At 53.1% G+C, this 16,999-nt stretch carries 18 protein-coding genes and 1 tRNA gene; 4 read left to right on the forward strand and 15 right to left on the reverse strand.

What is annotated here, in order from left to right; translation table 11 throughout:
• The first annotated feature begins 11 nt into the window (after positions 1-11).
• A complete protein-coding gene (locus A8O25_RS11145; protein ID WP_066834804.1) occupies positions 12-200 on the forward strand; it encodes a hypothetical protein in 189 nt (62 codons plus the stop codon).
• A 6-nt stretch (positions 201-206) separates the two neighbouring features.
• Here the strand turns inward: A8O25_RS11145 and nosZ are convergent, their stop codons facing one another.
• A complete protein-coding gene (gene nosZ / locus A8O25_RS11150; RefSeq protein WP_066834807.1) occupies positions 207-2,243 on the reverse strand; it encodes a Sec-dependent nitrous-oxide reductase in 2,037 nt (678 codons plus the stop codon).
• Between the two features lie 24 nt (positions 2,244-2,267).
• Entirely contained in the window at positions 2,268-2,780 is a 513-nt protein-coding gene (locus A8O25_RS11155) for a c-type cytochrome (RefSeq protein ID WP_066834809.1), read from the reverse strand.
• A gap of 173 nt (positions 2,781-2,953) precedes the next feature.
• On the opposite strand from A8O25_RS11155, the gene A8O25_RS11160 reads away from it, so the two are divergent.
• Both A8O25_RS11160 and A8O25_RS11165 read left to right on the forward strand, forming a co-directional pair.
• Positions 2,954-3,376, forward strand: coding sequence for a hypothetical protein (locus tag A8O25_RS11160; RefSeq protein WP_066834810.1), 423 nt, complete (start codon positions 2,954-2,956; stop codon positions 3,374-3,376).
• An 11-nt stretch (positions 3,377-3,387) separates the two neighbouring features.
• Entirely contained in the window at positions 3,388-4,311 is a 924-nt protein-coding gene (locus A8O25_RS11165) for a hypothetical protein (RefSeq protein ID WP_066834812.1), read from the forward strand.
• 313 nt (positions 4,312-4,624) lie between these two features.
• Here the strand turns inward: A8O25_RS11165 and A8O25_RS11170 are convergent, their stop codons facing one another.
• The 10 genes from A8O25_RS11170 to mltG form a co-directional block, all read right to left on the reverse strand.
• The gene (locus A8O25_RS11170) at positions 4,625-5,584 is read right to left on the reverse strand and encodes a bifunctional helix-turn-helix transcriptional regulator/GNAT family N-acetyltransferase (RefSeq protein ID WP_066834814.1); all 960 of its coding nucleotides are present in this window, start codon (positions 5,582-5,584) and stop codon (positions 4,625-4,627) included.
• 186 nt (positions 5,585-5,770) lie between these two features.
• The gene (arsB, locus tag A8O25_RS11175; RefSeq protein ID WP_066834816.1) at positions 5,771-6,859 is read right to left on the reverse strand and encodes an ACR3 family arsenite efflux transporter; all 1,089 of its coding nucleotides are present in this window, start codon (positions 6,857-6,859) and stop codon (positions 5,771-5,773) included.
• A 9-nt stretch (positions 6,860-6,868) separates the two neighbouring features.
• Entirely contained in the window at positions 6,869-7,648 is a 780-nt protein-coding gene (locus tag A8O25_RS11180) for a metallophosphoesterase family protein (protein ID WP_066834818.1), read from the reverse strand.
• Positions 7,649-7,684: 36 nt separating this feature from the next.
• On the reverse strand, positions 7,685-8,152 hold the full coding sequence (locus A8O25_RS11185; RefSeq protein ID WP_066834820.1) for a DUF6428 family protein: 468 nt from the start codon (positions 8,150-8,152) through the stop codon (positions 7,685-7,687).
• A 91-nt stretch (positions 8,153-8,243) separates the two neighbouring features.
• Positions 8,244-8,576, reverse strand: a complete 333-nt coding sequence (locus A8O25_RS11190) for an ArsR/SmtB family transcription factor (protein WP_066834822.1) — start codon at positions 8,574-8,576, stop codon at positions 8,244-8,246.
• A 258-nt stretch (positions 8,577-8,834) separates the two neighbouring features.
• Positions 8,835-8,919: transfer RNA gene (locus A8O25_RS11195), tRNA-Ser, on the reverse strand.
• 207 nt (positions 8,920-9,126) lie between these two features.
• Positions 9,127-10,059 (reverse strand): YihY/virulence factor BrkB family protein, encoded by a 933-nt coding sequence (locus A8O25_RS11200; protein WP_066834823.1) that lies wholly within the window; start codon positions 10,057-10,059, stop codon positions 9,127-9,129.
• A 1-nt stretch (position 10,060) separates the two neighbouring features.
• Complete coding sequence (locus A8O25_RS11205; protein WP_066834824.1) at positions 10,061-10,471, reverse strand: acyl-CoA thioesterase; 411 nt, start codon at positions 10,469-10,471, stop codon at positions 10,061-10,063.
• Positions 10,472-10,751: 280 nt separating this feature from the next.
• Positions 10,752-11,393 carry a DUF6624 domain-containing protein gene (locus A8O25_RS11210; protein ID WP_066834825.1) on the reverse strand — a complete coding sequence of 214 codons (642 nt, stop codon included), beginning with the start codon at positions 11,391-11,393 and terminating at the stop codon, positions 10,752-10,754.
• Between the two features lie 72 nt (positions 11,394-11,465).
• Entirely contained in the window at positions 11,466-12,557 is a 1,092-nt protein-coding gene (mltG, locus tag A8O25_RS11215) for an endolytic transglycosylase MltG (RefSeq protein WP_082893582.1), read from the reverse strand.
• Positions 12,558-12,841: 284 nt separating this feature from the next.
• Between mltG and A8O25_RS11220 the strand changes: the two genes are divergently transcribed.
• Complete coding sequence (locus tag A8O25_RS11220; protein ID WP_066834826.1) at positions 12,842-13,471, forward strand: L-threonylcarbamoyladenylate synthase; 630 nt, start codon at positions 12,842-12,844, stop codon at positions 13,469-13,471.
• Between the two features lie 365 nt (positions 13,472-13,836).
• Here A8O25_RS11220 and A8O25_RS11225 read toward each other — a convergent pair whose 3' ends face one another.
• From A8O25_RS11225 to A8O25_RS11235, 3 genes are all read right to left on the reverse strand, one after another.
• A complete protein-coding gene (locus A8O25_RS11225) occupies positions 13,837-14,370 on the reverse strand; it encodes an STM3941 family protein (RefSeq protein WP_066834828.1) in 534 nt (177 codons plus the stop codon).
• Positions 14,371-14,433: 63 nt separating this feature from the next.
• Positions 14,434-15,330, reverse strand: a complete 897-nt coding sequence (locus A8O25_RS11230; protein ID WP_066834829.1) for a lysophospholipid acyltransferase family protein — start codon at positions 15,328-15,330, stop codon at positions 14,434-14,436.
• A 194-nt stretch (positions 15,331-15,524) separates the two neighbouring features.
• Positions 15,525-16,538 carry an LLM class flavin-dependent oxidoreductase gene (locus A8O25_RS11235; RefSeq protein WP_066834830.1) on the reverse strand — a complete coding sequence of 338 codons (1,014 nt, stop codon included), beginning with the start codon at positions 16,536-16,538 and terminating at the stop codon, positions 15,525-15,527.
• Between the last annotated feature and the right edge of the window lie 461 nt (positions 16,539-16,999).

The following is a 16,999-nucleotide window of genomic DNA, read 5'->3' on the forward strand; positions in this document are numbered from 1 at the left end:
TTTAGAGTTAGATGAAAGTGAAGTTGGCAATGTTGCGCCTCCGGCGGAAGCCGTTTCTGGCCTGTTTTTTAGAAATCAGCCTGAAAACAGGTGGGTGCCCCTTTGCCCTATTTTTTGTTTTGGTGCTGTTTTGGAAAAAACAGCCGGTAAACGGAAATAAAATCAGCGGGACTGCCGGAGCAGCCTCCGCTGATTTTTAATATCACCTACTTATGTGCCACTACCGCCGGTTTCTTTTTGCCGGTAGAGAACGCGATAGGAACCTTAGAGCCTTTAGGAGACACTCTCATGTAGCCTTGCATCTCCTGGTGCAGGGCAGAGCAGAAGTCTGTGCAGTAGAAGGGGAAAACGCCTTCTTTCTTAGGCACCCATTTCAGGGTCTGGGTAGCGCCTGGCATAATAAGAGTTTCGGCGTTGTTAGCCCCCATGATGGCGAAGCCGTGCGGTACGTCCCAGTCTTGCTCCAGGTTGGTCACGTGGAAGTAAACGGTATCCCCTACTTGCACCCCTTCAATGTTATCTGGCGTTAAGTGGCTTCTAATGGCGGTCATTTTCACGTGTACCACATTGCCTTTTCTGGACACATCTGTACTGGCTTCGTTCTTAGCCACATAAGGGTGCCTGTTTTCGTCCAGCTTATGGATTTTCACACTCTTTGGTGCTACAATGCTAGCCTGAATGGCCTGGGCATAGTGCGGTTCACCAATGGTGGGGAAGTCAAGGAGCAGTTTCATTTTCTCGCCGCTAATGTCAATGAGCTGGGCAGACTGGGTCAACTCGGGCCCGGTGGGCAGGTACCGGTCTTTGGTGATTTTGTTCATGGCCAGCAGGTATTTGCCATGCGGTTTTTTAGTATCACCACCCGGAATCATCAAGTGACCGATGGAATAATACACTGGAATTCTGTCTACTACTTTAAAATCACTCAGCTTCCATTTCACCACTTCAGAAGACACGAACATAGAAGTGTAAGCGTTTCCTTTGCCGTCAAACTCCGTGTGCAACGGCCCTAAGCCCGGCTCTTTTACTTCAGCCTGCAGCACAGACTCATATTTCAGCACGGGAATTCCGTTTTTTTCGCCATCAAACTGTTTGTTTTTGATGGCATTCTGGAATTTGGAGAAAGAGAAAACCGGAATAGCGGAGGCCAGTTTACCGCTTACCACCATGTACTCACCACTTGGGTCTACGTCTATGCCATGCGGTGATTTAGGTGCGGGCAACAGGTACATCATACCGGGGCATTCTTCCGCCAATAAATAGCGCACCTTCTTTTTTACAGTTGATTTGGCTGTGTGCGTTGCTTTATCCAACTTGTTATGGTAGTAGTTGGCGGGCATTTCCCGGGCTTTGCCTTCTCTGGCATATTGAGCGGCTAGCTTCCAGTTTACGGCTGCCAGAAAATCTTTGTCATTCTGGGAGGCGCCAACTTCTTTCAAGGTACCGGCTTTCTCAGAGTTGTAGGTGGTAAAAAACACCCAGTCTTCTGACGGCCCTTTGCCACCGTTAGCCAGATCATAGTCAAAACCCGGCACCAGAATCTGGAAGTCAAGATCCATGTCACCTTTGTCAGGATCTACCTTGATAAAGGAGATGGAGCCTCTGAACTGGTCTGCATAATCAGCAAGGCTTACGTCTTTGGTACCTCCTTTCATATCCAGCGGAACGCTGAAGCGGGTACCGGCAATCACGTACTCATTGTTGTTGGTAGGGTACGGGGAGCAGTGGTTGCCGGCAGAGTTTGGCAACTCTATGATCTCAGCAGTCTCAAAGGTGGTCAGGTCAATGCGGGCCACCCGCGGAGTGTTGTTGCCGTTCACAAACAGCCAGCGGCCGTCGGTCATGCCGTCTTTGCGAGACAGTTTAGGGTGGTGCAGGTCATCCCAGGGCACAAACCCATGGGAGGTGTTCAGCATGGCCTTTGACTCCTCAGAATAGCCGTAGCCGTTCTCCGCATGCTGGCTGAACACCGGAATGTTTCTCAACAACCTTCCGGAAGGCAGGCCATAGACAGATACCTGGCCACTGAACCCGCCTGACAGGAAAGAGTACAGCTCATCATGGGAGCCCGGTTTCACATATACCTGTGTGGCGGCATCAGAAGAGAGTGCTGAGGCGGTGGCTCCGGTAGCATCACTGCCTTTTGTGTTGCTGCAGCCTTGCAGCATCGCACCCGCGGCCACTGCTACCAGCAGGGCAGCTTTGGGTGCATTTTTCCAAAGTTTAGTAGCGAAAGTTTCCATAAGAATATGGGAATGTAGAAGTGCTTAAATGGCTTTGTCGTTTTGTCTCAGGAATTCCAGAATGGCGCGGGCGTCTTGCTCATTCACATTCTGGTTGGTCATTTGCGTTAAGTGTTCAGCCAGCAATTTTTTAGCCGTAGCATCTTTTTTGGTCATCTCTTCTGGATTGATGATCATGTTCATCACCCATTCCGGCTTGCGCCTGTCAGTGACCCCGGCGAGGCCAGGCCCCACCACTTTCTGGTCAGACAGTTGGTGACAGGCAGAGCACTTGCCGTCAAAGATCGACTTCCCGTTTTCAGCGAGGGCCTGGTCAATGTCTGCGCCCAGGTCTACCGTTTTCACCGGCCCAACTCCTTTGCCATCTTCTTCAGCGGGAGCTTCTTGAGCAGCAGCCTGGTTTGTCTGCTCCTGTTTGTACTGGTCAGCATAGCCTTCACTGCCGCCAGACGAACAGTTGAACAGCAGCATGCTGCCTATTATGGCTACAGCCGTACGCTGCAGCAGGGTTTTAACAGTGGTACTTGCCTTTTTCATGGCTCTTGAGATTAAAGGGTAAGATGTAAGGTGCTTTGGTGATTGATTCTGTGACAAAAGTAGAAGGGGAACAAAAGAGAATAGAAGATATTAATCTCTTCTATTAATGACTTTTGTCATTTTTGACCATAGCGGTCTGCAGGATCTTTGCCCCTAGGAAAAAGTACCACCAGATGAAACGGCTCCTCTGCCTCCTTTTAGTAGTAAGTACCCTTGCCTTGGTGCTGAGCAAAACAGGGCTGTACTTCCTATTCAAAGTAGAGCAGCCTTATATAGCCCGGCACTTATGTGAGAAAAAGAACGAACCGCAGACCAAGTGCCAGGGAAAATGCTACCTGAAAAAGCAACTGAAGAAAGAGACGCAGCGCGAACGGCAGCAGGCGGGGCAGGAAAAGAAACCCTTTTTAGATCTGCAGCTCATGGCGGCCCAGGTAGAGGTGGCAAAGCCTATTATCTTACCTGCACCACAAGACTTCATTCCCCATTCCTTTTCAGGTGACTGCACCTCCCCTGTTTCCGGGATTTTCCATCCGCCAAGGCATTTGACCTCATTCGTTGAATGGCAAGCCTTCAGGAAAATCACATTTACTTTTTAAAGATCTGAGTTATGAAAAAGATATTACTCATTGCCCTGGCGTTATTAACGCTTGGTTTCAACAGCAGCGCCTGTGACGGGGGCTGCACCATGGGCGGAAGCTATTTGGGCATTCTGCCCCAGTTCCATAAAAACTTTGCCGGGGTACGCTACACCACCCGCAGCTACACCATTCACACCACCCACACCCATCTGCATGATGGCATGCCTATGACGCATGCAGACGTGATGGATGAAGTGTACACCACCGCAGAAGCCTGGGGCCGTTTTGTCCCCTTCAGAAATGTGCAGGTGTTTGCTTTTGTGCCGTATGCCTTCAATGAGCAGCGCACTAGCCGGGGCAATACCAGGTACTCTGGTCTGGGTGACATCACTTTGCTAGCCAACTACGCGCTGGTAAACACCGGTGACAGCACCAACAGATCTTTCAAGCAGACCCTGCAACTAGGGGGTGGGGTGAAACTGCCTACCGGCGCCCATTCACTTCACAGTGGCGAAGAAGGGGTGGCCACCAGCCTACAACCCGGCACCGGCGGCACAGATTTTATAATGAACGGAATCTATACGGTGCGCTACAGCAAATGGGGCCTGAATAATGATTTCACCTACCGTATCAACTCCAAAAACAGTGACGGCTACAAGTTTGGGAATCGTCTGAGCGCTTCTACCAACCTGTTTTACTGGTACAACCTGGAGAACCTCCTTACCCTTTTGCCTAGCACCGGCTTGTATTATGAGCATGCCCAGGCAGATGAGTTCAACAGTGACCATGATGCCAAGGCGGGAGACGCTTACTATGCCAACCTGGGATTGAATGTCTACGTGAAGAAAATAGCCTTTGGAGGCACGCTGCAACTTCCCCTTACCCGCCATGACGGGGAACACGCCACCCAAAACAACCAGCGGGCCATGGTGAACCTCAGCTACCTCTTCTAAGCAAACCCCACCCGGGCAGGAGCTTGCCCCACTACCCTGCGTTCTCACTCTTGCCCCACTGCCCTTAGGGAGTGCAAGCATCTCTGGTTAGGAACACATACGGGGTAGTGGGGCTTTTTACATTCTCCAGACCTAAAGTTCGCAACTAAACCAGGTGCAGCTACAGAAGTGGTATTTTCCAGTTCAATCTCATACTATGGTCAGGGAAAAGACAGAAGGGAGCAGGCGGAATGGGGATCTTTGCCTGCTGGGCAGCTGATGCCCAAAGGAAGCTCGCAGACTCCCTCTTCATCTCTACAGACCCTAAACTGCTTTACTGTTCATCTAAGGTAAGCGCCATCTGGATGTTGCACCGCTGATAGGGTGTAGCAGGACCTACTACTTTCTTAAACCCGAGCTTCTGGTACAGGCCAATAGCAGGCTTCAGGAGGGTGTTGCTTTCCAGGTAAAGGGTTTTCGCGCCAAGGGATTGGGCTTTTTGGAGGGCGGCCTGCCCCAGCAGCCAACCTATGTTCTTTCCCTGGAATCTGGGGGAAACCGCCATTTTAGCCAGTTCATAGTCATACGCTGAGTCCTCCATCTTCAGGAGGGCACACACCCCCGCCGGCTCCCCCTCATAGAGCGCCACCAAAATATGCCCCCCCTTTGCCAAAATGTATCCTTCAGGGTTATCCAGGGCCCTGTGGTCTGCCTCTTCCAGCTTGAAGTAGGTGGAAATCCACTCTTCGTTCAGCGCTTTGAAGACGGCGGCGTACGGGGGGGTGTAGTCCACCACCTGCACCTGCCGGCTTTCCCGCTGTTTCTGCTGCTCCTGCACCCGGCGTAGCAACGACTTCTGCTCCAACAGAAACTCCCATTCCTCCACGGCCTTCCAGAGGTCATGGGTTGCCTGGGCGGAGACTTCCTCCAGGGCGCTGCTCACGTCCTGGTACTGGCGTTGGATCTTAGCCGTCACCTCCTGCCCTTTCTCAGAGAGCCGCACCATGTTTCTCCGGCCGTCGGTCACATCTTTCTCTTCCACCACCAGACCGCTTTTCACCATTTCTCTGATGATTTTGCTGACCGAGGGGTGGGAATGCCCTATTTCCCGGGCAATGGCTGTAATGGTTTTCAGCTCCCCCTGTGACAATACATAGTACACCGGAAACCACTTGGGCTGCAGCTCAATGCGGTAGAGTCTGTAAATCTGGGCTGCGTCTTCTGTGATTTTCTCGGTTAGCCTTCTCAGACGACTGCCTAGGGCTACTTTGCCAATCTGGTTGAAAAATTCCATCACGTAACTATTTATGTAATCAGTTACGTAAATATATTTATTGTTTCTGGAATTCAGGAAGGGACGGAAATATTTTTTCTGTTTTGGGCCTGTTTTCTGAAAAACAGGCCCAAAACAGAGTACTTGCAGACGTTATTTGACCTCTACTTTTCCTTCGGCCTTACAATAGCAGAAGGAAAGAGAACCTTAGTTACCAGCGGGAAGCGGCTCAGCTGGAGACGGATCAGCATAGTATTTCCTCCGGAACCAGTAGGCCACGTTCACCAGACTTATAAGCGCCGGCACTTCAATCAAGGGCCCCACCACACCTGCAAACGCCTGGCCCGAGTTCAGCCCAAACACCCCAATGGCCACCGCAAGGGCCAGCTCAAAATTATTACCCGTGGCCGTGAAGGCAACAGAGGCATTCTCAGCGTATTTGGCTCCTACCCTCTTCCCCAGGTACAGACTCACCACAAACATGATGGCAAAGTAAATGACCAGCGGAATGGCAATGCGCACCACATCCATCGGGATTCTCACGATCAGATTACCCTTGAGGCTGAACATCACCACAATGGTAAAGAGGAGGGCTACCAAGGTGACGGGGCTGATGGCGGGGATAAAGGTGTTCTGGTACCAGTCATCGCCTTTGAGGCGGCGGAGGATCAGGCTGGACAGGAAGCCCAGCAGAAACGGAATGCCCAGGTAAATGCCCACGCTCTGGGCTATGGTGGCCATGCTGATGGTAACTACCTGCCCATCTAACCCAAACCAGGCGGGCAGAACGGTGATAAACACGTAGGCGAACACGCTGTAGAACACCACCTGGAAGATGCTGTTAAACGCCACCAGCCCCGCCGCGTACTGGCGGTCTCCTTCGGCCAATTCATTCCAGACCAGCACCATGGCTATACAGCGCGCCAACCCAATTAGGATAATGCCCACCATGTAATCAGGGTAGTCCCGCAGAAAAAGAATGGCTAGCAGAAACATGAGTATTGGCCCAATGACCCAGTTCAGCACCAGTGACAGGGTAATCACCTTTACATTTTGGAAGATCCGGCCCAATTGCGAGTACCGTACCTTGGCCAGGGGCGGGTACATCATCAGGATCAACCCCAGGGCAATGGGCAAATTCACCGTTCCCGTCTGGAAGGAATCAATCAATGCCTCACTTTCTGGATACACATACCCTATCAGCACGCCTGCCGCCATGGCCAGAAAAATCCAAAGGGTTAAAAACTGGTTCAGCCGGGAGAGCTTCTTTCTTTTATCTACAGTGCATTGACTCATAGTCTTTGATTAAGCGGTTCTCAACATGGCGGCAAACTCGTTGGGCAACGGACTGGCTTCAATGGCCTGCGCCGCCTTCTCCACGTCATACCCCACCCGCACAAACTCCACCTTGATACTTTCTGGATTGGTTAAGCTGCTTTCGGGAGTCAGTTCTAAAATCACATAGCAGCTGCGGGGATCACCGTCTTTGGGTTTGCCCACAGAACCAATGTTAATGGCGTGCCGGTAGCGGGTTTGGCCAGCTTGCTCATACGCCAGAGCGCGGTGGTACGGCTTGTGGGTGTGCCCGAAGAACAGGATGTCTGCATTGGCCGCTTCAAACAGATGCAGGAAACTTTTCTCTGGTCTGTCTTCAAAGAGATACTCATTGATTTTACGCGGGCTGCCGTGCACCATCAGCACCTCTATCTTGTTCCCTGTTTGGGAATCATCCATAAAAGTGAGCCGGAGGTGGCGCGGGAGGTGGCGCAGGTACTGGCGGGTTTCTGCCGTGACTACGTGGTTGGTGTAGTCAATGGACTGCTGCCCCAGGCCTTTCTCAGTATCTGTTTTGTAGGCGCAGCCGCAGTTGGGGCTGCCCAGGCCAACGCCTTCATCATAGTTGCCGGCTATGGTGGGGATCTTGCGCTTTCTGATTTCGGCTACCACCTCATTGGGCCAGGTACCGTAGCCCACCAGGTCGCCCAGGCAATAGAGGGCATCCAGATTTTGGTTGTCCATGTCTGCCAGCACCGCCTCCAGGGCCGGAAGGTTGGCATGAATGTCACTAAACAAGGCAATTCTCATACGTTTCCAGTAAGGTAAGGGCAATTGAGCATAGAATTAGCAGCAGCCGGAGCCGGGCTCGCACGATGGGCCAGCAATCAGTTGGCTGAGGTCTAGCTTCATTTTTTCCTGCGGAACGCCGCACTTGTCTGGTGCCAGACACGTGGTGGTTTTGGCCAGCAAGACAAAGCGTTGCCCGTCATGGCCCAGGTCATACCTCCCAATGGTGCCGCTCTGGTACTCCACCTCAACCTCCAGGTCTTCCATTCCCAACGTTTTCTCAGAAAGGCCAATAATGTTCAGCAGTTTCTGAGGCTTGAGGCGGTGGTCCACGTCATTGGCATCCCAGAGCTGGAAGTTGGCGACTTTCTCATTGCGCACAGTGCCGCCGCAGTCAATGAAATGTTTAGATACCACGCCCACTTCTGTGACATGGAAGTGGTCTGGCACCTTATTCCCGTTTTCTAATGTAAACTCTACGGTTTCAGCTTTTGCCAAAAGAGCCTTTACTTCTGATAGTTTCATCTTATAAGTGTTTTAAAGTTGCTATACATGCTGTTCCAATAGGAAAACCATTTTCTCTATTGTGATATCACGATAAACCAAGGCAAATTTTTTAACAGCAATTCCCCGGGGTTTCCACCTCCTGCCCAAACAGCTGCTGAAAGACTGCTTTTGCTTGCTGCCAGGCCCGGGGGTCAATGCAGTAACATACTGAGGTCCCCTCAACGGTACCTTGAATGAGGCCCGCCTTCTTCAGTTCTTTCAAATGCTGCGACACCGTGGCCTGGGCCAGCGGCACCACCTCCACTAAATCCCCACAGATGCACGCCTGACGCTTGAGCAGTTCCTGCAGGATCGCCACCCGGGCCGGATGCGCCAGCGCCTTCGCCAAGGCGGCCAGCCTGTTCTGCTCCTGGGTAAAGTTGTCTGTTTTCGTTACGCCCATGTCTGCTTATCTTCATTGCAATAATACGATAAACTTCCCCAATAGTCAACCCAAAAAATCAGGTAGCTTTAGATTTCCTAAAAAATTGTTTCCCTTACCCCGCGGGCTGCTGCTTGCCTAAGAATGGAGAAGTGGTGCCCCAGGAGCAGGTAGAGGAGAACTTAGCAAGGATGCGTTTTGGGTCTGTTTTTAGTAAAACAGGCCCAAAACAGAAAACAACAAAAAAGCCCCACCGTTTCTGGTGAGGCTTTTGTCAAGCAGAGAGAGAGGGATTCGAACCCCCGGACCCGCAAAGGTCAACGGTTTTCAAGACCGCCGCAATCGACCACTCTGCCATCTCTCTAAATGTGACACAAAAGTAATAGGCAAAAGTGAACCTGTCAAGAGGTGAGCGCAGATTTTTCTTCTGTTTTGCAAGAAAAATCTCCTGAGGCCTTCCCTCCAGGGCACAACTAGATGATTTTTACCACCTTGGCTGCGCTGCGGTCCTGCAAAAAAAAAGGACCTGGTTTAGGGTTGGTTTCAGAAAAACAGGCCAGAAACGCCCCTCCTATTTTTCTTTCTCTTTTACCAGCCGCCGGGTGAGCGCGTCAATGCTGATATTGACCTCAAACCCCACAATCAGGCTCATGCACACAAAATCCAGCCAGACCATCAACCCTATAAGAGCGCCAATGGAGCCATAGAATTTATTGTAGGAGTCAAACTTGCCAATGTAAAGCGAGAACAGCCACGAAACCAGGAAAATCAGCAGCGTGGCAACCACGCTGCCCGCACTCACAAACGGCCACTTGTCATGCACGGCGGGCACGTAGTAGTAAATCATAGACGTGGCCAGAAAGAACAGCAACACCACCGCCACGTACTTCACCGCTATAAACAGCCCGTAGGTAAAAGACTCGGTGACAATCTCATAGAACACCAGCGCGTCCAGGATATATGTCCCGAAGAAGATAGCACCAATGGCCACCAGCAAAATAAGCGCCAGCGCTACCGTGAGCGCTGTGGCAATGAGGCGCTTGCGCACGTACGTGCGTTTCCGGAAGGTGTGGTATTTTTTGTCAAAGGCATCCATGAGGCTCATGATGCCGTTGGTGGAGAGCACCAGCGCAAACAGAAAACCGAAGGACAGCAACCCCCCGCGCGGCTTGTTGATGATATCGGCAATGGTGTCTGCGGCCACGTTATAAATCTCAGGGGGCATTACGTCTTCCAGAAGGCCCAGAATGTCGCGGTCCAGGTGCCCCACCGGAATGTAGGGCAAAAGCGTGAACAGGAAGATGATGGCCGGGAAAATAGCCAGCGTGAAGTTGAACGCCATGTAAGACGCCCGCTTGGTGAGCGAGTCGCGGTTCAGCTCCTCAATCATGACCTTGAGCACGTGGTACACGCTTACCCGGCCCTCCACAAAGCGCAGCCGCTTGAGAAAGACAATGAGCTTCCGGTATGGCCGGTTGTGGGTGAGGCGCTCCGTTAGGGTCATTTTAGGCGTAGTAAGAATCTAACCTGGCGTGAATATACGCAGGAATGGGCGTGGGCCGGTTGCTTTTCATGTCAACAAACACCATGGTGGTTTCCCCCACGTTCAACAGCTCCCGGGCCTCATTGTAGACCTCGTACTCAAACTTGATGCGCGCGCCGCTGGGCCGGTCTTTCAAGAGCAGCTTGACGGTGAGCAGATCATCATACCGCGCCGGCCTGATGTACTTGCACCGCAGCTCCAGCACCGGCATCATCACACCCTGGGCCTCCATCTCCTTGTAGTTGATGCCCAGCTCCCTGAAGGCCTCTGTGCGGGCCACCTCATAGTACGCGCCGTAATTGCCATAATAGACATAGCCCATCTGGTCAGTCTCAGCGTAACGCACCCGTATCTGTACTTCTGATGTAAACACTTTTCTCTGTTTTGGATGAGTCTCCGTTTTGGGGCTGTTTTTCAGAAAACAGCCCAAAACGGAAATCTTATTTTACATACCCGGTTTCAAAAAAGCAGCAAAGGCAGGTCTTCAGGCGCCTGTGTTGGCAAAGGGGCTAACAGACTTCAGCAGAAGCCGCCTGGAAGGCATTGGGGCAGTGTTTCAGTGAAACGCCCTCTGCTTCACCGGCTACCGCCAACCCCTTATGTGGCCATAGCCAATTGAACAGAAGCTTTTTGCCACCGGCCTTACGCAGTCTTTAATGGAAAGGCAGGCGCTGGTTAGCCGGAATCTTCTCTGCCGGGTCATAAGCCGCTTTCAGCCGTTTGGCGTTTTCCTCAACGGTACTGGTAAAGCCGGCGGCCTTGCGCCGCTTGTTCACGTTCCTGGGGTCTTCAATGGGCCAGATGGCGTAAGAACCGTCTTTCCGGAGCATAGAAGTAGCCTGAGACCCATAAATCTGCTTTTTGTTCTGGAACATGAGCAACCGGTCTTCCATCATGGCGGCAAGCGTTTTGTCGGTTTCGCCCTTGGCGGCCATTTTCTGCAGTTCTGGCAGGTACTGCGCTATGACCCTGGTTGGGGAATGCTGCACCACATAGAACAACCCGTTGGCGGCCTTCTCCCCTACCTTGCTTTTGGGCAACCACCCGTACCGGCCTAGAATGGCCTGCACCTGGAGCTGGTTCACTGAGTCAACCGCCTGCATCTCGGCAAAAAAGGCATTCATGTTTTCCTCTTTCACAGTATCCCCTTTCAACCTGATGCCCTGGTCTGTGTCATGGATTTTCTCCAGAACTACCCGCAAGGAGTCATAGGGAATCGCCTGCGCCTGACCAGACAGGTGAATGCCACAAAGGCACAAGAGGAGCAGCAACGCTGAAGTGAGGTTTTTCTTCATGATAAAAGTTGGTTTTGAACCGAAAAGTAAAAAAAGGGAATACCCGGTTCAACCTGCCCAAAACGGGAGGTTCTATTTCATGATGTTGCGCTGGTTCATGGCAGCATGGAACCGGGCGGCGTTGCGCCGGTGCTCTGCCTCAGTGGCCGCAAAGGCATGGTAGCCAGAGAAGTCTTCTTTGGCGCAGAAGTAAAGGTACTCATGCTGCTCAGGGTTGAGCACCGCGTTGATAGAAGAAATAGCAGGCAGGTTGATGGGCCCCGGCGGCAGCCCTTTGTTCAGGTAGGTGTTGTACGGGGAGGGCGTGCGCAGGTGCACGTTCAACACCCGTCTAATGGAGAAATCGCCCACGGCGTACACCACGGTGGGGTCGGCTTGCAGGGCCATGCCGCGCTGTAGGCGGTTCAGGTACACCCCGGCAATGCGGGGGCGCTCATCTGCGTGCACACTTTGTTCGGCCTGCACAATGGAGGCCAGAATAGAGACTTCTACTTTGCTCAGGCCCACGTCCTGGGCCTTGGCTTCGCGCTCTGCGGTCCAGAAGTTGTCATACTCCTTCTTCATGCGCTCCATCATCTCGGTGGCGGGTGTGGTCCAATACATCTCATAGGTATTGGGAATGAACATGGTGAGGATGGTGGTGGTGTCAAAGCCCAGCTTTTTAGTGAAAGACGGGCTGTTGAGCAGCGAGTCAATCTGGGCGGGCGATGCATCTATGAACGTGCTCAGCTTCTGGGCCAGGTCTTTCTTGAGCCGCACGTTGGTGTAGGTGAGCTTCACGGGGTCCTGGTCGCCGGAGCGTAGCTTGGCAATGAGTTTGTAGTTGGTCATGCCGTCTTTCAGCTCATAGCGGCCGGGTTTTACCAGCTCAGGGTAATCCATGAGTTTGGCCATGAACCGCAGGGAGAGGCGGTCAATGACCACTTTTTTGGCGTCTATGGAATCCATGGCCTGTTCATAGGTGGCGCCGCGCGGAATGAGCACATACACCGGCTCGCCCTTCACCTCCACGTTGGCGGTGTACACAATCTGGTAGGCGTAGTAGGAGAAGCACACAAACAAAAACATCACCAGCACCAGGGCATACGTCCACTTGCTGGTCTTGCGGGGCTTGCGCGGGCGTCTGGGGCTCGGCGAAGCGGGAGGCGTGTTCAATTCTGACATAATAGCAAAGGTAAGAATTAAATGAGTGAATGAGTCAAGGACTGAAGGCGCGATTGGGTCAAGGAGTGAATGTTTTGAAAGGGGGGCAGATCCTGCACACCCAAACGGCTTCCTCCTCCTGGAAATGCTGTTTTGGGCCTGTTTTTGGAAAATCAGGTTAAAAACGTAAAATTTGGTTTGAGCGTATGTAGGTGAAGTATGCCCAAATAGGTTTTAAAACACGGCCAATTTGTGCACTGCATCATTCACCCATTCACTTCACCACTCCTTCACTCCTTAAAAAAATGGCCCAGGCAACCTTACTCAAGATTCACCCAGACAACCCCCAGATGAAAGCCATTGCGCAGGCGGTAGACGTTCTCAAGAAAGGCGGTTTGGTCATCTACCCCACAGACACCATCTACGGCCTAGGCTGTGATCTGCACAACGTGCGCGCGGTAGAGCGGCTCTGCCAGATACGCGGGCTCAACCCCGCCAAGGCCAACCTGTCTTTTATCTGCCATGACCTCACCCACATCTCAGACTACGCCAAAATCTCCACCCAAACCTACAAGGTCATGAAAAAGGCGCTGCCGGGGCCGTTCACCTTTGTACTGGAGGCCAGCAGCAAAGTGCCCAAGATAGGCGGCTCCCGCCGAAAAACGGTGGGCATACGGGTGCCGGACAATAAAATCAGCCAGTGCCTGGTAGAGGAGCTGGGCAACCCCATCATCTCTACCTCCATTCATGACGAAGACGAGGTGATTGAATACACCACTGACCCGGAGCTGATCTATGAGAAATACCGCAACCTGGTAGACCTGGTCATAGACGGCGGCTACGGCAACAACGTGGCCTCAACCGTGGTCAACTGCGAGAATGATGAGTTTGAGGTGCTGCGGCAAGGCGCAGGGGAGATTGACGAATACCTCTAGCGTTTGCTAAAAACTTTCTGTTTCCGGGCTGTTGGCCAAAACAGCCCGGAAACAGAAAACCGCCCCATCAACTTCTAGGTCGTTTTTACTTAAAAACCCTTCGTTAGCTCTTCCGGATTTCTAATCCGGAAGCACATACTCCGGGTATTTGTAATCCCCGCACTCCTTGAGCTACACGCGCCGCGGATTATAAGTCCGCAATTCGCTAAATTCGGGATTGAAAATCACGAATAGCAGAAGTTAAAATTTGCTTATTGCCATACACCACAGGAAAACAGCAAACACAACAGAAAGAATCATCGCCGCTTTAAAAGTCAGTTTTATCTTTCATGGTTAAGATTGCATACTGTTTTATGCAGGCATTTTCACGCATCTCCGCCGTGGCGGCCATACGCTTCCCGCACCAGCCGCGCCATCTCCTCAAACGTACACGTGAGCGCACTCGCTGACAGGGCCACCGGCGTGCCGTACAGTTTATAGTTCAGGCGCATGGCCTTCTGCTGGATGAATGGCTCCTTCCTGATCACTTCTTCCGGGTTGGTCACAAACACCAGCAGGAAAGGGGTGCCGTACACCTCCCTTTCCTCCAGCCTAACCACCTCCCCCCACTTGATCAGCCTTCCGCCAAGGGCGCTGGAATTGTCATTGATCCCTATCTGGTCCAGCACCAGCCCCGGCCGGTTGTCAAAGAGCTTGTAGAGACCGTAGCCCCCGCAGATAACCCCAAAGAACATGAACCCCGCCAGGGCCACCGCCCTGAACAGAGACGCCTGCGGCTCATCTCCCGCGTGGCGCCAGATAAACCAGGAGGCCAGCACAAACGCAAGGCAGAGCAGCAGCATGATGAGGTTCTTGCGCTTGCTCAAGGGTATGTCAACGGCTGGTATGGCTTTTTGCATGGGGGCTGGTTTTGGCCTAATATCTGAAAAACAGCTCAGAAACAGAAAGTTTTCTGCGCCGGGTTAGGCCACCGGCTTCTTATGCTTCCAGCGCTTATGCGACCAGAGGTAGCTGGCTGGGTACCGGTTCACCCAGGTCTCCAGGTGCCGGGCAAAGGCCTCCGTCAGCAGATGCGGCTCCTCGGGCTCGTTTCTCACCGGGGCCGGCAGCAGCTCCTGAAACTCAATCTCATAGAAGCCCCGCTTAACCTGGTGCATGCCCACAAAGAAGGTGGTATAGCCAAAAGAGGACCTGATTTTTTCAGCCCCCACAAAAAAGGCCGTTTCCTGGTGCAGAAAGGTGGTCCAGAACTGGATTTCGCCGTACGGCGGCGTCTGGTCTGTGAGCAGGGTGAGAATGCGGGCTTGGCCTTTATGCCTAATCACATGGCGCAGCGTGTCTTTCATCTTCACCAGTGTAATCCCAAACCGGCTGCGCAGATACCACATGAACGCCTCAAAGAAAGAGCTGGCCAACGGCTTGTACACGCCGTCAATGGGGTGCCGGAACAGGGCGTTCCCCGCTGCCGACATGTACTCCCAGTTGCCCAGGTGAGCCCCCAGCACCAGCACCATCTTGCCCTGGTCTAATGGAGCGTTCACCTTTTCCAGCCCCCGGGCTTTGACCCGTCTGCGCAGCTCCTCCGGCGAAAGCGTGGCCAGTTTCAGGGTCTCCACCATGATGTCAGTGAGGTTCAGGAAGAACTGCTTTTCAATCTGGCGGAGCTCCTGGGTGCTTTTCCCGGGGAAAGACCGCCCCAGGTTCTGCCGCACCACTTTCTTGCGGTAGCCCACCACGTAGTACAGCAAAAAGTAAAGCCCCGTAGAAATGGCGTACAGCACCGGGAACGGCAAAAGTGAAATCCCCTTCAACAGCCACCAGAGCGGAAGTTGGCCGGGGCGAAGGTCAGGGCGGGACATGGAGGTCAAACGTGCGTTTTTAAGGTGTTTTCCAGAAAACAGGCCAAAAACAGGAAGTTGCCTGGCTGGCCCGGCTTCTGTTGTTCTAGCGCTAAGATAGCTAATTTGGGCGGGCCTCCCAAAACGGTTACGTGTGCCCTCCCAGACCAGCCACTGCCCCTCCGGCCATGCCCCGGACCCCGCCGAAATAAAACTTAGTCTGCCCTCTTGAAGAAACCGGCCAGGATCTCATAAGACCGCAGCCGGGCGGCGTGGTCATACACGTTGCCCGCCACCATGATTTCGTCTACGCCGGTCTCCTCTAAGAACGCCTGCATCTCTTCCTGCACCGTGGCGGCGCTGCCCACAAACGAGTAGCGCAGCATCTGCTGCACGGCGTACCGCTCGTTGGCATCCCAGAGGCCGTCCATGCTCTTGACAGGTGGCTGCATGGTTTTGCCCGTACCCCGCACCACGTTGATGAACGACTGGTACATGGTAGTAGACAGGAATTTGGCTTCCTCATCTGTATCAGCGGCCACCACGTTCACGCAGGCAATGGCATACGGCTCCTTGAGCTGCGCCGATGGCTGGAAACTCTCTTTGTACACCCGCAAGGCCGCGTGCAACTGTGATGGGGCAAAATGGCTGGCGAAGGCGTACGGCAGGCCCAGAATACCGGCCAGTTGTGCGCCAAAGGTGCTGGAGCCCAGCATCCAGAGGGGCACGTTAGTCCCTTCGCCGGGCACGGCGCGCACCCGGGCGGTGGGGTCAACCGGGCCCAGGTAGTTCCGCAGCTCCACCACGTTCTGCGGAAACTCCTCTACCGGCGTCTGCAAATCTCTTCTCAACGCCATGGCGGTAAACTGGTCAGTGCCGGGCGCGCGGCCCAGGCCCAGGTCAATACGGCCGGGGTACAGCGTACCCAGCGTCCCAAACTGCTCGGCCACCACCAGCGGCGCGTGGTTGGGCAGCATGATGCCGCCAGAGCCTACCCTGATCTTGGTTGTATTGCCGGCCACATGGCCAATCAAGACCACTGTGGCTGAGCTGGCGATACCGGCAAAGTTGTGGTGTTCGGCCATCCAGTAGCGCTGGTAGCCCCACTTCTCCACGTGCTGCGCCAAATCAACGGTGTTTTTAAACGAATCTGCAGCGGTTTTGCCCTCTAAAATGGGCACCAGGTCCAGGACCGAAACAGGTATATCTGAAAGTTTTTTCGTACTCATAGTAATTAAAGCTTGTGCAACTCTTATGTACGAGCGCATTTCTAAAAGGCAAAAGTAGCCCCTGAAAGTTCTGCCCTGCTGCCCTTGCCCCGTTACCTTTAGGAAACCAACCGCACCCCTGCGTGGCCCCTTAGGTCTTTTTAGCATTGCTGATGGTTTATTGCTGGCTGCTTATGCAATGAGCTGGCGCGAGTCTCTGGCTCGTGACAAAGTGTGCTGGGAGTCTCCAGGCTCGCCGGGAACCATATAAAAATCAGCAATGAGAGGAACCTACCCCTTCAGAGGAGGGGAGTTACCGGGAATGCGTGCGAGCGTATGCCATACGCCCTACACCTGTAATGCTCTGATCGGTAGGTGCATACCCCCTCTTTCTGAGTTTCGCTCGCTGCCTCAAACTCACGTTTGGGCAATCCTCAAGGGGAGACTTCCCCTTCGCCCCCTTCAAAGGGAGAGTATCTGCT

This window comes from Rufibacter ruber (genome assembly GCF_001647275.1).
Taxonomy (GTDB): Bacteria; Bacteroidota; Bacteroidia; order Cytophagales; family Hymenobacteraceae; genus Nibribacter; species Nibribacter ruber_C.